Genomic DNA, 14,308 nt, shown 5'->3' with positions numbered 1-14,308 from the left:
CACAATGGGACTGGGAGCGCCGCGTAGGCCAAATGTAATCGAAAAACCGACCACATTCGGCGCTACGGAGTTGCGTGGGTCCAATGTAATCGAAAAACCGAACACAATAGATTGAGCGAAGGTGCGTGAGCTAAATATAGGCGAAAAACCGAATACATTGGGCTGAGCACTAGAGCGCTGTTCACCCGTTAGGGTATTTTTCCTGATTAGGGCAGCTGCCTGGAAGGACTGTAGTTACACCTGCGCCAGCGGCGCGACTTTGTCGGCAGTCTCGATGGTTCCGCCGCCAAGGCAGGTCTCGCCCAGGTAGAAGACGACGGCTTGTCCGGGCGTAATCGCCTTCTGCTGAACATCAAAGGCCACATGGACGGTTCCATCGGCCTGCTTCGTCAGTGTAACCCCCTGATCCGGCTGGCGGTAGCGGAACTTGGCCGTACATTTCAGCGGCGTATCGCCAAGGGTATCCGTATCGATCCAGTTCACGCCTGAGGCTATAAGGCTGGTCGAGTACAGGCTGATGTGCTTCTCGCCTTGCACCACATACAGGGTATTGCTTGCCAGATCCTTCTCCGCCACGAACCAGGGTTCACCTGTACCCGAGCCGCCGATACCAAGCCCCTGGCGCTGGCCCAGCGTGTAGTACATGAGGCCGTCATGGCGGCCCTTCACTTCGCCCGTAGCGACATCGACCATATTGCCTGACTGGGCAGGCAGGTATTGGCTGAGGAATTCGCGGAAATTGCGTTCTCCGATGAAGCAGACGCCGGTGCTGTCTTTTTTCTTCGCGGTATAGAGTCCGGCTTCCTCGGCAATTCGGCGTACCTCCGGCTTCGGCAGATGCCCGATCGGGAACATGGCCTTCGAGAGCTGGTACTGGTTCAGCGCATTGAGGAAATATGTCTGGTCCTTGTTATTGTCCACGCCGCGCAGCAGCTTGAACAGGCCGTCTTCTTCTACGACCCGGGCGTAGTGCCCCGTAGCGACATAATCTGCGCCAAGCTGCAGCGCCTTATTGAGGAATTCGCCGAACTTGATCTCGCGGTTACACATCACATCCGGGTTCGGTGTCCGGCCGGCCTTATATTCTTCGAGGAAATAGGAAAAGACTTTATCAAAGTATTCCTTCTCGAAATTAACGGTATAGTAAGGAATATCGATCTGCTCGCAGACGCGGCGCACATCCTCGGCGTCGGTCTCGGCCGTACATACGCCGAACTCGTCGGTATCATCCCAATTCTTCATGAAGATGCCGATGACGTCATATCCTTGCTGCTTCAGCAGCAGCGCTGTAACGGAGGAATCCACTCCGCCCGACATCCCGACGACGACCCGGATATCCTGATTAGCTTTTGTCATCGTGATCACCATTTTCTGTACACAAAATACCGGCGTTCTCACTGAACACCCGGCTCATTGTGTATTATAACATACCTGTCTACCCCAAACGAGGACACGTAGGCTACAAAATATAGCGAAAAACGGCCCGAAATTGACAATTTGTCCACCAGTGGCGAACAAAATCGCGAATTATTGCCGTTTGCTGTTCCAAATGTGTCCATAGATATGATAACATAAGCTGAGAGCAAACATCGGAATACATTGATATGCAACTAAACCGAAAGAGGTGCCCCTTTGAAAATATCAACCAAAGGACGTTACGGATTAACCATTATGATGGAGCTTGCCCTGAAATTCGGCGAAGGGCCTACCTCACTTAAGAGCATCGCCGAGAAAAACGGACTGTCCGAGCATTACCTCGAGCAGCTCATCGCCCCGCTGCGCAATGCAGGCCTGGTGAAGAGCATCCGCGGAGCCTACGGCGGTTATATACTGGCCCGCGAGACCAGCACCATTACCGCCGGAGACATCATCCGCGTCCTGGAAGGCCCGATCTCTCCGGTAGACTTCACTGAAGAAGACGACCCGGCCAAGCGCGACCTCTGGCTGCGCATCCGCGACAGCATCGCCGACGTCCTGGACTCCACCACCTTGTCCGACCTGATCAACTTCAAGGAAGAGAGCCAGGCGGACAATTACATGTTCTATATATAATTGATGTAGCTTTTGACAAGTCTGCTCTAGAAATTTAGAGAGACTTGTTTTTTATTGTTTTCGAGGAAATTATGATTTTCTTTTGTTGTGGATAAGGTTGAGGAGCAGATGGAATGTATATGAAAACCGAATACAATCGGTGCTGCTTCGAAGAGGGATGGACCTCAGGCTCCGCAGCCTGTAACATTGTAGAGAAATCCTGCAAGAATTGCAACAATACTGCCCCGTAGAAGCGGTCTATGCTGAAATTCTGCACGAAATGCAACAAATCCAGCGCTAACTTGCTCTAAACACTGAAATTTGTGCAAATAATGCAACAATATAGCGTAGTCCGTAACATTTTTAGAGGAATCCTTCAAAAAGTGCAACAATACTGCTCCTCACAAGCGACCGGTGAGAGAAGGCACCAGCAACCTTCACCCAGAGGGTGATTCGGTTTGGTTTGGTCGTACTTACCATTACCCGAAATGGCGGCCTTTTTTGTCCCTTTTTTTTGGAAATCAACACGCTTAATCGATTTGAAACAATTCGAAAAATGTACAATGATGAGCTGAGGCACTATCCAAGCGATTTACTGGCCAAACTCTGTGATTATTTTGAATGCGGGATAGAGGGAATACTGATTTATGAAAAAGAGCCGCCACAGGAGTAATCCCGGACGGCTCTTTTGCTGTGTTTTGTTACCGTAAAATGCTTTGTAGATGTATGTTTTCCCTTTTAGCTGTAACTCGATCTAAAATGAGATAAACCCAATCCCTGTAAGGTTTCAACTCATTTCTCTTAGCTTCCTGTAGATATAGACAATGATGCTGTTCCGGATCTCAGACAACCCTACACGCTAACTATCCTAGTTGGCAGGGCTGAATTATTATATAGTCTACCTAAGTATTATGTAGTCAGGTTATTCACTCAATCTGCTGTTCATCTGCATATGATCTTTATCTGCATAGGGTAAACTTAACGGTGTACCTTGGCAATTCTATGAGCTGTGCGTTCCTGGTTCTACAAAAAAAGGTGAGGTTATTACATGTCAAGAACAATACTGATTGTAGAAGATGAAACTATTTTACGTGAAATCATGAAAGATTATCTGCTTGAAGAGGGTTATCGCGTGATTGAAGCTGTCGATGGGAAACAAGCGGTCTCGTTATTTCAAGAACATGAGGTGGACTTGATTTTACTGGACATCATGTTGCCTGAATTAGATGGATGGTCCGTGTGCAGGCGCATCCGCAAGACGTCGAATGTGCCGATCATCCTATTGACGGCCCGTTCTGATGAGGACGATACGTTGCTTGGGTTCGAGCTTGGCGCTGACGACTACGTAACCAAGCCTTATAGCCCTTCAATCCTGTTGGCACGGGCAAAGCGGCTGCTGGAGAGCAGGCATATCCGCGAGAATGAAGGCGACACCTTGTCCAGCGGAGGCATTTCGATCCATTTTCCATCCCGAACCGTTTCTATTGACGGTACAAGCTCCGGTCTAACGCATACGGAATTCGAAATATTGGCCTATCTATTGAAAAACAAAGGGATCATCATCAGCAGAGAGCAACTGATTACGAAAATTTGGGGATATGATTTCGCGGGCGATGATCGTACGGTCAACAGCCATATCCGCAATTTGCGTTCCAAGCTGGGGAAGCATGCCAAACAGATTGTTACGGTTGTGCGTTCAGGCTATAAATTTGAGGACGAGCTATGAAAAAGGGAATTGTTCTAAAACTGTTCCTGTTGACAGCGGGGTTGTGCCTGTTCCTGATCGCCGTTATTTTCACCTTGCAAACCGTATTTTTCAAACAGTTTTATGTTCATCAAAAAGTGGAGGACGTTAACGCGGCGCTTCAGGCTTATGAACAAGACTACCTGAATCATGCCTCGAACACGCAGGAGATGGCCAAGCTGGAGCAAGACTTTTTCCAAAAGCATAACACCTGGATCACGGCGTTGGACACCCGCGGAAGTTTAAAGTATGCAGGCGATTTCTTCATGGAAATTAAGCTGGACCGTTCGGAAGAATCTGCACTTTCTGACACAACGATAACCGTACCCCTATACAGTTTCATCAACGTAGAGGACTTCAGCAGCAATCAAACGTTCCTCACTCCCTGGATTGAAGAAGGGGGAATGATCGCAATGGAAGGTTTGATCATGAACAACCAGCCAGTGATTCAGCGGATGGGAAGGAACAGTTCCAATCTGAGAGACGAAAGCCGGCTGGAGAATCACCAGATGGTGAGCAAGGAGTACGAGGTACTGGGCCGATTGAGCGCGGTCCAATATCGTGAGCAATATTCCACCTTTCTGGTCAAAGGAACCATTACAAAAGTTCGGGTACCGGAAGGGGCGGGGGTCTCGCGTTACACCAATCACTTGTTTCTGGACCGCATCAAGGCTTTCCAAGCGGATCTATTGTACGGCGACTTTAAGGATGTCACGAACGCACAACAGATCGTAGATGTTGAAGAAAATCACGTGAACTACAAAATTTTCGTGGACCGGACCCAAGATCGAGATGGAAATCCCACCTACCTGTTCGCGATGACGTCGCTGCAGCCTGTTAATGAAGCCGTAGGAATCATTAAAGACTACTACGTGTACATCATTATTGCGACCTTGCTGCTCGCGCTACTAGCATCGTTTTATTACTCCCGTCAAATCGCCCGGCCGTTGCTGCGTATCAACCGTACCACCCGGCAAATGGCAAACCTCGATTTCTCGGAGAAAATCCCCATCACAACGAAGGATGAAATCGGAGACTTGTCGAGCAATATTAACGAGCTCTCCGAGCGCCTGCATTCCCATATCCTGCAGCTTGAACAGGACATTGAGAAGGAAAAGCAGCTGGAGCATACGCGAAAAGAATTTATATCCGGCGTATCCCATGAGCTGAAGACTCCGTTAAGCGTCATTCAGAGCTGCCTTGCCATTTTGAAGGACGGGGTGGCAAGCCATAAGCGGGATCATTATTTTGCGGCGATGGAAGACGAAGTCAGCCGGATGAATGTGCTGATCGGGGATATGCTGGAATTGGCAAAATATGAATCCGGTACGTATAAAATGGACGTCGGTTCATTCTATATTGATACGCTTATCGAGCGGGTATGCACTAAATTAACGCCGGACTTTGAAGCCAAGCGGCTGCTTCTCAGCACTTCGCTTATACCTGCCCTAGTCGAGGGGAACGAGCGTCGTATAGAGCAGGTCATCGTCAATTTCCTTACCAACGCGATTTCGTATACGCCGGAGCATGAATCTATACTCGTAACCACTTCGGAAGAGAGGGACACCGTTCAAATTTGTATCGAAAATAAAGGTGCCCATATCCCGGACGAGCAGCTCGGGAAAATATGGGACCGTTTCTACCGCGGGGAAACCTCCCGCCACCGGTCGACCGGCGGGACGGGGCTGGGTCTTGCCATCTCCCAAAAAATTTTGGAGATGCACGGCGCGGCTTACGGCGTTAACAATACCTCCGATGGAGTGATGTTTTATTTTCAATTGAATAAAAAAGCGTAGGAATACGGAAGAAAGTGCAGACCTTGGTTCTGCGCTTTTTCTTTTGTCATTTTTTGATATGACGTTGATTTCCTCTGCACTTGTTCTGCATCTCTCCCTGTTATTCTTTACTTAATTTTAGATGAAGAGAGGACGATGTTCATGTTTAAAAAAATCATATCAACGCTAGTTATAGGCAGCACCACACTCACCTTGGCAGCATGCGGGAATGGGCAACATCCGCAAAACGCGACGTCTCAGCCACAAGCTAATGAAGCAGCTCCCTTAGAGAAGTCAAACCAAACTTCCTATAAAACGATATTTAAGAACAGCGTATTTCTGGGAGATTCGATTACAGAGGCACTATCTTACCATGATATTTTGGACGAGTTCAATGTAGTGGCAGGTGCCGGAAAGACTACCGAGCTATCTCTGATGAGTGGAGATGTCGATAAGCTGGCAGAGCGGAATCCGCAGCATGTATTGATCATGCTGGGCTCCGACGATATTCTATTGCCGCCGCAAATTACCGATAACCCCAAGCAGTATTCACTGGATTTCTACGCCCAATTGATCGACAGCATCAAGGAGAAGCTTCCGAAGGCATCCGTAACGGTTTTACCGGTTACTCCGGTTACGCCGGAAGCTGAACAAGTGGAACCACGCTACAAAAATATCAACGATTACAACCAAGGATTAAAAGAGCTGGCGGACAAGAAGCAGGTCGGATTTGCCGATTTATCCTCCATATTTGCGGATAGCCCCCATTTGTATAGTTCGGACGGCATTCATTTTAAACCAGAATTTTACACACGTATGCTCGAGTTGCTGAAAGACCGGGTGAAATAACATGCGGCCAGGTGAAGATCGGGAGGTGACGGGGATTGGTCTTTAGCAGCCTTATATTTTTATTCCTCTTTCTGCCGGTCACCCTGCTGATCTACTATATCTCGCCCATGAGGATTAGAAATGCTATTCTGCTCGCCGCAAGCCTGATCTTCTATGCATGGGGCGAGCCCGTCTACATTGTCCTCATGATCTTCTCGACGGTATTCGACTATGTGAACGGGATCCTGATCGATAATTACAGGCATCGTAAGGTGATTGCACAGGGAGTATTGATCCTGTCCATGATTGGGAGCCTGGGGATTCTTGGCTTCTTTAAATACGCGGGTTTCGTCTACGACACTATCAATTCGTTGTTCAACCTGCACTTGCAGGCAGCAGATCTTCCACTTCCGGTGGGAATATCCTTCTACACGTTTCAGACGATGTCTTACGTAATCGACGTTTATCGGGGGAAAGTGAGTGTTCAGAAGAACCTGATCTCCTTCGGCGCCTACGTGACGATGTTCCCGCAGCTTGTAGCGGGGCCGATCGTGAAATACGAAGATATTGCGGGGCAGCTGGTTAACCGCCAAGTAACGTTGGACCGTTTTGGCGAAGGGGCGGAACTGTTTATCAGAGGACTTGCGAAAAAAGTATTGCTTGCCAACAATATCGGTTTGCTGTGGACAAGTGTCAAAGGGGTGCCTGCGGGAGAACTATCGGTACTTTCTGCATGGCTCGGCATAATCGCCTTCACGTTTCAAATCTATTTCGATTTTAGCGGGTATTCGGATATGGCACGTGGTCTGGGCAGAATGTTCGGGTTCGAATTTATGAAGAACTTTGACTATCCTTATATTTCCAGAAGCGTTACGGAATTTTGGCGGAGATGGCATATTTCGCTCGGTGCCTGGTTCCGTGAGTATATCTACATCCCGCTCGGCGGGAACCGGGTAGGGAAGCTGAAGCAGCTGAGAAACTTGGCAGTTGTATGGTTTATAACCGGATTGTGGCATGGAGCGAGCTGGAATTTTATCATTTGGGGCTTATATTTCGGTCTTTTTGTCACTATCGAAAAGTGGTTTCTCTTGAAACAGCTTCAGCGCTTTCCAGCCTTTGTAAGCCATGTCTACACCCTGATTGTCGTGATCATCGGCTGGGTATTTTTCGAATTTGAACATTTGCCCGCAGCCATGACATTTATCGGAACGATGTTTGGCGCTGGAGCACATGGGTTCGTGGACAACCGGTCGCTCTATGATCTGTCGACGAACGCCCTGCTGCTGCTGCTCTTGGCGGTTTGTGCCACGCCGTATCCCCGTCAAGCACTGACATACATCAGAACCAGGTTTGCCCGATCCGGCACGCTTGCCGCTTTCGCCGTCTACTTCATCTTCATAGTGGCCTCAACAGCCTATCTGGTCAATGCAACGTACAATCCATTCTTATACTTTCGTTTTTAATAGAGGTGATTTTATTTGAAGCAGTACGATCAGGTCTATTATCGCGCACTCGCCATTCTACTGTTGATGTTTACCGGAGCGGTATTGGTTATCAACTCTCTGACCCCGGGTAAAGTATTGTCCGAATCAGAGAACCGGATGCTGCAGCAGCTCCCGGCATTCTCGCTTCAAACCTTAGGATCAGGCAAGTTTACTTCAGAATTTGAAGCGTATATAGCGGATCAGTTTATGGAGAGGGACTTTTGGATTGGACTGAAATCCGATGCGGACCAGGGATTGGGGAAAAAAGAGAGCAACGGGGTGTACATCGGCAAGGACGGGTACCTGATTCAAAAATTTTCTCCTCCCGAAAAAGGAGATTTGGCAGACAAGATGAAAGCCGTTCAAGCATTTGATCAGGCAACGCCTGGGCTACGCAAATATATGTTGCTCGTGCCGACGGCCGCTGCCGTGCTTGAAGATAAATTGCCGCCTTATGCTTCCGGTGGGGATGAGAAGGTCTATTGGGACAAGATAAAGGATTCTCCTCTCGGAGACATTCGATGGATCGATGTTTCCCCTGTGCTGGAGGCGAACAAGGAGCAACCGGTCTATTACAAAACAGACCATCACTGGACGACCCAAGGCGCTTTCCTTGCCTACCGGGAGCTGGGCGCGCCAATGGGGTTTACACCCAAGCACGAAGCTGATTTCAACATTCATCAAGTCACCAGTCAGTTCTATGGATCTTTGTATTCGAAAAGCGGGTTTCGGCACGTACAGCCGGATTCCATTGAGCTATATGATCCAAAAACACCGGGGAACATTTCCGTGGATTATGTCGACGAACAGCAACGTGCGGATTCGATGTACGTCATGGAAAATCTAACCAAGAAGGATAAATACACTGTATTTTTTAATGGGAATCATGGCTTGATCCGCATAACAACCGGCAATCCAGATGGAAGAAGGCTGCTTATTGTTAAGGATTCGTATGCAAACAGCCTGATCCCTTTTTTAACCACGCATTTTAGCGAAATTGATGTGATAGACCTCAGATATTATGAGGGGGATGTACTGAAACTTACGGAAGACCGGCAAATCCGCGACCTGTTGATTTTGTATAATATGACGACATTTTTTGAAGATCCATCCATTAAATCATTAGCAGATTCTGTAGAATAATGCAAATAGGAGGTCAGTAACGATGCTTGCTGGACAGAAAATGAAGTACCTGGTTGTCCTGTCTGCCGTCATGATCTTATGTGGCATTCTGATCGGATGCTCCAGTAAGAAGGAAGGCGCCAAAGACGTTCCCGTCCATACCATTGAGGAGCACATCAAGCAAGCGGCTTCTATGGAAAATATGGAAAAATGGGATATGAACAGGCTTAAGAAGCTATACCATCTCGATGCAGATGAGGTTCAGGATTTTGTGCTGTATACGGCAGAATCGAACGTGGAAGCGGAGGAACTGGCTGTGATCCAAGTGAAACAAGAGCATCAAGCGGAAAGCGTTAAGGAAAAAATCATGAAAAGAATCGGGGCTCAAGAGGTCAAGCTGAAGGACTACCGTCCCGAGCAATTTTACCTCGTCGAAAAGCATGTATTAAAGGTCAAGGGCCGATATATTTTGTTTACGGTCTCCAAGGATGCCGAACAAATCGAAAGTGCGTTTAGCGAAGCTCTTAAATAATCCCATACCCAAGGCGAAAAAGACCCCCTCGGGCCATCCACGGCTTGGAAGGGTCACGCATAAGTTTCCAAACCAGACGTTTCACGAGCCCCTTTGTATACCCGATAACTATCTGCAGGAACAATTCGGCTAGCGGGCCTATTTATTTTATTCCCCGCCCAGCAGCCGGTGAAGCTGCGCTGCCAGCTTTTGTCCGGCATTGGCCTCTACGAGCGTAAGGTCCCACAATACCGCATGGGTTCGAGGGTCGGCAGCATCGGTTTTGACTGTAAGGGTCAGCTCTTGCTTGCCTTCAAGCGGCACCTGAAAAGACAGGGGCTGATTCTCGCCCGGTGCGATATTCACATCCAGGGAGTAAAGCTCTTCTCCGTCGGCGCTGATCATGACGCTGCTGGTGCCGCTGCCCTTAGCAGGTATAGCATCGTTAGGGACGCCAAAATTCCCGGATAACTCCTTATACTGTCCATCCAGGCGCAGTGAGAACTCGTGGAGTCCCGGATGATCAGGGCTATAGAGATTGATCGCCGGTTTGATCTGCTCCTGCGCTACAGTGAAGCTGCTGAGCGTTTCTTCCCACCGTATTTCACCCTGCTCAATAGGGAGCTGGTCCAGCGCTCGGATCTCCCCGCGGCCATGATCCAGATAATAATTGATACCGCTCACGGCGGAGTAGACGATTAACGTCAAGATAGCGCCTGACGACAGGAGCTTGAGTAGCCCTCTTGGCGTTGTCCGGTCGCGGCGGATCAGCCGCTGGGCGCCGTAGCCGACAGTCACGCCGAGCGTATTAATGACGATATCGTTAATATCAAACGAACCCAAACCCGTTACCATCTGAATCAGCTCAATTCCTGTAATGGCTGCTAAGAAGACCAAGAGGAACGGCAGGAAGCGGCAGCGGACCAACAGCGGGATTACGAGGCCGAACGGTACGAAGGCCAGATAGTTGCCTAGGTTAAAGACCCAAATATTCGAATAACCGTCGCCCGGAAACTGCAACGGAATTCCGTCAAAGGCCAGGCGATACCGGGGGCCCGTCTCCGGCAGAGCCGATGAACGGTTGAAGCCGACAAACAAGAAAAATAAGGTGAGGACTATGTACAGCCAGAGGCCGATCCAGACGGCGGTGCTCTTTTTGCCTTGAAACATGATGTGTGACCTCTCTTTATCGGTTATTGTAGTGTCCCTTGCAGGGGGACATAGGAAGTATAAGCTCTCCTCACCGGTCCAAGCAAGGCGTGGCTTTGCGTTCAGCTTTCCCTGTCCATTCCAATTCTCTCACCGGCCCAAAATTTGATATTAGCCGAGTTTGGAATAGCTACCGTGGCAAATGGGGATGTATTGCTCAATGCAACCATTGGTTTTCAGACTACACTTGGCATCCCGAATGTAGTTTTTACGTTATACCGGGATAACCAGCCGATTTTTAACGCAGGAGCAAGCGGACTCGCCATACTCGCAATACAGCCGGTTACGATTTCATATTTGGATTTAAATGTTCCGGCAGGTTATCATGCCTATTCTTTGGGCGTAGCCAATAACAGCACCAATATTCTGCTCAATACTGCCAGCATTACAGGACCAGTGACTTTCTCCGGCGTTTCGACTGGGTAAAAAAGAAAAAAACCAAAAGAGACATTCTAACAATGAATGTCTCTTTCTTTCGGCGTGACCAAAGGAATCAAATAAGCCGGCTGGGGCCCCTTACTTGGGGGCTTCACTGCTCAATTTTTGAATTTACAATTTTGTTGGCGGTAACTTGTGCCGGAAAGGAATCATCACTTGTTTGATAGAACACTTCAATCTCTTCACCTTTTTTATATTTAGAAGGTGAAACTTTATTTACCCAAATGGCTTGAGAATACATATTAGTTTCTAGAACTTCCTTGTAACTCTTACTCAAGTCTTCTTCTTTCAACTGAGCGATTACCAAGATCCTTGTATTCTCTACATCTACTGTGTGTACCTTCCCTTTAAAAACATTATCCCCCTTGCTACAGGCGGCCAGGCCTAACAAAAAAACGAAAATGAGAGTCCATTGGAGACTCGCTTTTAGAAGCATGGACGTTCTCCTTTGAAGGGGATGACATTATTCAATATTACCTCCTTTTGGGTTTCAGTTCCAGCTAGGGAATGCGGTGAAATTCCTGTTTGTTCCAGCTTTTCTTTATCTCTAAATGTTCCTTCCCGGTTCTAACTATCCCCGCATCAGCATACCCTATCTTGAAGAGAACACCTGTTCTATTTTACCATTGCTTAAAAATCTTAATCCTGGTTATAATACAAACAAATGTTCCTACTTGAGCCCGGAGGCGATCAATCATGAAGATGAGCATCGGCCAAACTATAGAAATGATATACCTGGACAAGGCAGGCCGGATTACTCAGCGGAAAATTGAGGTGCGCGGGATTCGGGACGGCCGGATTCGCGCTACCTGTCTGAGCACCGGCCAGCCCCGCGTATTCCTGACCGCGAACATCCTGTCGTGGCATCCGGTACGGGGGCGGAGGTATGCCTAAGGACCGGATCATTCTGCTCTCTGACTGCCAGTCTTTCTATGCCAGCGTGGAGAAGGCCGCCCATCCCGAGTATGCGGATCAGCCTGTTGCTGTGGGTGATCCGTCGCGGATGAACGGGATTGTCCTGGCCGCTTGCCCGCTTGCGAAATCCTATGGCGTAACTACCGCATCACGCGTGGGGGAAGCCCTGACGAAATGCCGGGATCTCGTGGTTATCCGGCCGCGGATGGGGACGTATATTCAGGTCTCGCTGCTGATCTCAGAGATCTACCAGGGGTATACCGATCTGGTGGAGGCGTTCAGCATCGACGAGCAGTTCCTGGATGTGACCGGCTCTCTGCGCGTGTTCGGAGGAGATTTGCCGGAGATGATTCACTCGATCCAGCAGCATGTTCTGTTATCTACCGGAGTGTGGACCCGGGTGGGCATCGGCCCGTCCAAAATCCTCGCCAAAATGGCCAATAACTTCGCCAAGAAGAAGGCGGGCGGAATCTTCCGGCTGGATTACGATAATCTGGAGACCGAGCTATGGCCGCGTCCGGTGCATGAAATGTTCATGGTGGCGGGCCGGATGACCAAGAATTTCTACCGTATGGGCATTACGACTATTGGAGATATTGCCCGGATGGAGCTGGGCGAGCTGAAGCGGAGAATGCGCACCACTCTGGGCAAGCAGAGCGATATTCAAGCGGAATATTATTGGCAGACCGCACGCGGTATCGATCCCAGCCCGGTGGTGACCGGGATACGCCAGGAGATGAAGTCTGTCGGCCACGGGAAGGCGCTGCGCTGGAATCTGTATACCCGCCTGCCGGAGATAGAGGTGGTGCTGCTGGAGCTGGTGATCGAGGTCTGCCGGCGGGCGCGGAAGTACCGGTACATGGGAGCGGTGGTGTCCGTTGCGGTAGTAGAGACAGACGGCAACAGCTCGAATGCCTACAGCCGGCAGACGACACTGCCGGAGCCTTCGTCGTTAACCCATGAGGTGGCAGCGGCAGCCTACCGGCTATTCGTGGATCATTGGAGCGGCCTGCCGATAAGCCGGTTGACTATCTCTATATCCCAGCTGACGGATGACAGCGTGATGCAGCTGACCTTGTTCGACGACCGGATGCGGAGCAGTAACAGAGAACGGGCTATTGATCAGATCAAGAACCGGTACGGAAGCGGGGCGCTGATCCGCGCGTCTTCTTTGCTGGAGTCTGGGGTTGCTCTGGAACGGGCGCAGCAGATTGGGGGGCACTATAAATGAGCAAGCTAGACGGAAATGAGCGGTGGAAATCCAAAATGTTAATGACAGAGCATGTCCAGCAGTATGAACAGAAGCAGGGGACAGAGGGCAGGAAAATGATTACGGTAGAGGAGCGGACGATGGTGCGTGACCTCATTCTGCTTCCTTACCTGGATACGATGGTGAGCAAAAGCCTCAAGGAGCTTGAGCTGTCGAGCAGCATCCTTAAGCGGGCTTTCATGATCGCCGGCCAGGCGATTCAGCAGCGTATTATGCAGGATACCTACCAGCTGCAGAAGGAGCTGAAGCAGCATAATATCCGGGTGCTGGCCGATGAGCAGGAGGAGTTCCTGGTGTATTACAAAATCTTTTGCCGGGGCTATCAGGAACGCTTCGGACTTACCCGGGATGTGATGCGCACCGAGATCAGCCTGCGGCTGACCAGGTATACAGCGGAGCTGGGAGCCGGTCTGAAGAACCAGCATTTGAGCAGTTAGTGTATCAGCTACAGCGCTTTGGTGAAGAAAATCTCCAGCGGCTCATTGTCCGGCAGCAGGCAGCCCGAGTCGCGGTAGCCCAGTTTCCGGTAGAAATGCTGGGCCTCTTCATTGGCCATTGAGGAGGTCATGACCTGCTTATGGCCCATGGCCTGCATCGCCTGTTCCCAATGCTGCACCGCCTGTCTGCCGAATCCTGATCCGCGATAAGGCTCATCAATCCACAGCAGATTCATAAAAGGGATCTGGTCCCAGAAATAGCCGTAACGCAGCCAGCCAATGTCCAGCCCGTCCTCGCTCAGAATGTAAATCTCCTGCTGGTTTATTTTCGAGAGAAGAAGTGAGTTCAGGATATGGCGGTCACGGCTTGCGAGGTAATCATAATCGGCTTCGGTTGCGGTTCTAATGTTCATGCGGCGGCTCTCCTGTCATTGAATAGTGTGTGAAGAACGATTGTTTTTACAAAAGTATATCACTACTGGTAACCCGGTTCGGTGTAACAAACAGCTATAAACAAACAAGCCCCTTCCCGGGGCTTGTCTTT

Annotated in this window: 16 protein-coding genes; 12 read left to right on the top strand and 4 right to left on the bottom strand. The window is 49.5% G+C overall.

Annotated elements, in window-relative coordinates:
- Window positions 1–234: 234 nt before the first annotated feature.
- The gene (gene mnmA, locus ACFSX3_RS20630) at window positions 235–1,356 is read right to left on the bottom strand and encodes a tRNA 2-thiouridine(34) synthase MnmA (RefSeq protein ID WP_209987575.1); all 1,122 of its coding nucleotides are present in this window, start codon (window positions 1,354–1,356) and stop codon (window positions 235–237) included.
- 276 nt (window positions 1,357–1,632) lie between these two features.
- Between mnmA and cymR the strand changes: the two genes are divergently transcribed.
- The 8 genes from cymR to ACFSX3_RS20590 all read left to right on the top strand — a co-directional run bounded on the left by cymR (window position 1,633) and on the right by ACFSX3_RS20590 (window position 9,516).
- Complete coding sequence (gene cymR, locus ACFSX3_RS20625) at window positions 1,633–2,052, top strand: cysteine metabolism transcriptional regulator CymR (protein ID WP_036690517.1); 420 nt, start codon at window positions 1,633–1,635, stop codon at window positions 2,050–2,052.
- Between the two features lie 535 nt (window positions 2,053–2,587).
- Window positions 2,588–2,704: a helix-turn-helix domain-containing protein gene (locus tag ACFSX3_RS20620; RefSeq protein ID WP_209988467.1), complete on the top strand. Its 117-nt coding sequence runs from the start codon at window positions 2,588–2,590 to the stop codon at window positions 2,702–2,704.
- Window positions 2,705–3,079: 375 nt separating this feature from the next.
- Window positions 3,080–3,757 (top strand): response regulator transcription factor, encoded by a 678-nt coding sequence (locus ACFSX3_RS20615; protein WP_209987578.1) that lies wholly within the window; start codon window positions 3,080–3,082, stop codon window positions 3,755–3,757.
- Window positions 3,754–5,571: a sensor histidine kinase gene (locus ACFSX3_RS20610; RefSeq protein ID WP_209987581.1), complete on the top strand. Its 1,818-nt coding sequence runs from the start codon at window positions 3,754–3,756 to the stop codon at window positions 5,569–5,571. Before ACFSX3_RS20615 ends, ACFSX3_RS20610 begins: the two co-directional genes overlap by 4 nt.
- 141 nt (window positions 5,572–5,712) lie before the next feature.
- Window positions 5,713–6,399: a GDSL-type esterase/lipase family protein gene (locus tag ACFSX3_RS20605; RefSeq protein ID WP_209987584.1), complete on the top strand. Its 687-nt coding sequence runs from the start codon at window positions 5,713–5,715 to the stop codon at window positions 6,397–6,399.
- 35 nt (window positions 6,400–6,434) lie between these two features.
- Window positions 6,435–7,841, top strand: coding sequence for an MBOAT family O-acyltransferase (locus tag ACFSX3_RS20600; RefSeq protein WP_209987586.1), 1,407 nt, complete (start codon window positions 6,435–6,437; stop codon window positions 7,839–7,841).
- A 15-nt stretch (window positions 7,842–7,856) separates the two neighbouring features.
- Window positions 7,857–9,005, top strand: coding sequence for a DHHW family protein (locus tag ACFSX3_RS20595; RefSeq protein WP_379255483.1), 1,149 nt, complete (start codon window positions 7,857–7,859; stop codon window positions 9,003–9,005).
- Between the two features lie 22 nt (window positions 9,006–9,027).
- Window positions 9,028–9,516 carry a DUF4358 domain-containing protein gene (locus ACFSX3_RS20590; RefSeq protein WP_379313205.1) on the top strand — a complete coding sequence of 163 codons (489 nt, stop codon included), beginning with the start codon at window positions 9,028–9,030 and terminating at the stop codon, window positions 9,514–9,516.
- Between the two features lie 147 nt (window positions 9,517–9,663).
- On the opposite strand, the gene ACFSX3_RS20585 is transcribed toward ACFSX3_RS20590, so the two are convergent.
- Window positions 9,664–10,665, bottom strand: a complete 1,002-nt coding sequence (locus ACFSX3_RS20585) for a VanZ family protein (RefSeq protein WP_209987589.1) — start codon at window positions 10,663–10,665, stop codon at window positions 9,664–9,666.
- Window positions 10,666–10,839: 174 nt separating this feature from the next.
- On the opposite strand from ACFSX3_RS20585, the gene ACFSX3_RS20580 reads away from it, so the two are divergent.
- Window positions 10,840–11,130: a hypothetical protein gene (locus ACFSX3_RS20580; RefSeq protein WP_209987592.1), complete on the top strand. Its 291-nt coding sequence runs from the start codon at window positions 10,840–10,842 to the stop codon at window positions 11,128–11,130.
- A gap of 103 nt (window positions 11,131–11,233) precedes the next feature.
- Here ACFSX3_RS20580 and ACFSX3_RS20575 read toward each other — a convergent pair whose 3' ends face one another.
- Window positions 11,234–11,578 (bottom strand): DUF3221 domain-containing protein, encoded by a 345-nt coding sequence (locus ACFSX3_RS20575; RefSeq protein ID WP_209987595.1) that lies wholly within the window; start codon window positions 11,576–11,578, stop codon window positions 11,234–11,236.
- A 260-nt stretch (window positions 11,579–11,838) separates the two neighbouring features.
- Here ACFSX3_RS20575 and ACFSX3_RS20570 point away from each other — a divergent pair, with 260 nt between their 5' ends.
- The 3 genes from ACFSX3_RS20570 to ACFSX3_RS20560 are packed head-to-tail and all read left to right on the top strand — an operon-like array spanning window position 11,839 to window position 13,764.
- Entirely contained in the window at window positions 11,839–12,036 is a 198-nt protein-coding gene (locus tag ACFSX3_RS20570; RefSeq protein ID WP_209987598.1) for a hypothetical protein, read from the top strand.
- Window positions 12,029–13,288 carry a DNA polymerase IV gene (locus ACFSX3_RS20565; protein ID WP_209987601.1) on the top strand — a complete coding sequence of 420 codons (1,260 nt, stop codon included), beginning with the start codon at window positions 12,029–12,031 and terminating at the stop codon, window positions 13,286–13,288. Before ACFSX3_RS20570 ends, ACFSX3_RS20565 begins: the two co-directional genes overlap by 8 nt.
- Entirely contained in the window at window positions 13,285–13,764 is a 480-nt protein-coding gene (locus ACFSX3_RS20560; RefSeq protein WP_209987604.1) for a hypothetical protein, read from the top strand. The genes ACFSX3_RS20565 and ACFSX3_RS20560 overlap by 4 nt, the downstream gene beginning before the upstream one ends.
- Window positions 13,765–13,772: 8 nt before the next feature.
- Here the strand turns inward: ACFSX3_RS20560 and ACFSX3_RS20555 are convergent, their stop codons facing one another.
- Window positions 13,773–14,177 carry a GNAT family N-acetyltransferase gene (locus tag ACFSX3_RS20555; protein ID WP_209987606.1) on the bottom strand — a complete coding sequence of 135 codons (405 nt, stop codon included), beginning with the start codon at window positions 14,175–14,177 and terminating at the stop codon, window positions 13,773–13,775.
- Window positions 14,178–14,308: the final 131 nt, after the last annotated feature.

The organism is Paenibacillus rhizoplanae, assembly GCF_042684125.1.
Taxonomy (GTDB): domain Bacteria; phylum Bacillota; class Bacilli; order Paenibacillales; family Paenibacillaceae; genus Paenibacillus_AQ; species Paenibacillus_AQ rhizoplanae.
Note: the sequence above shows the minus strand (reverse complement) of the source record. Positions and strands in the feature narration are given on the sequence as shown.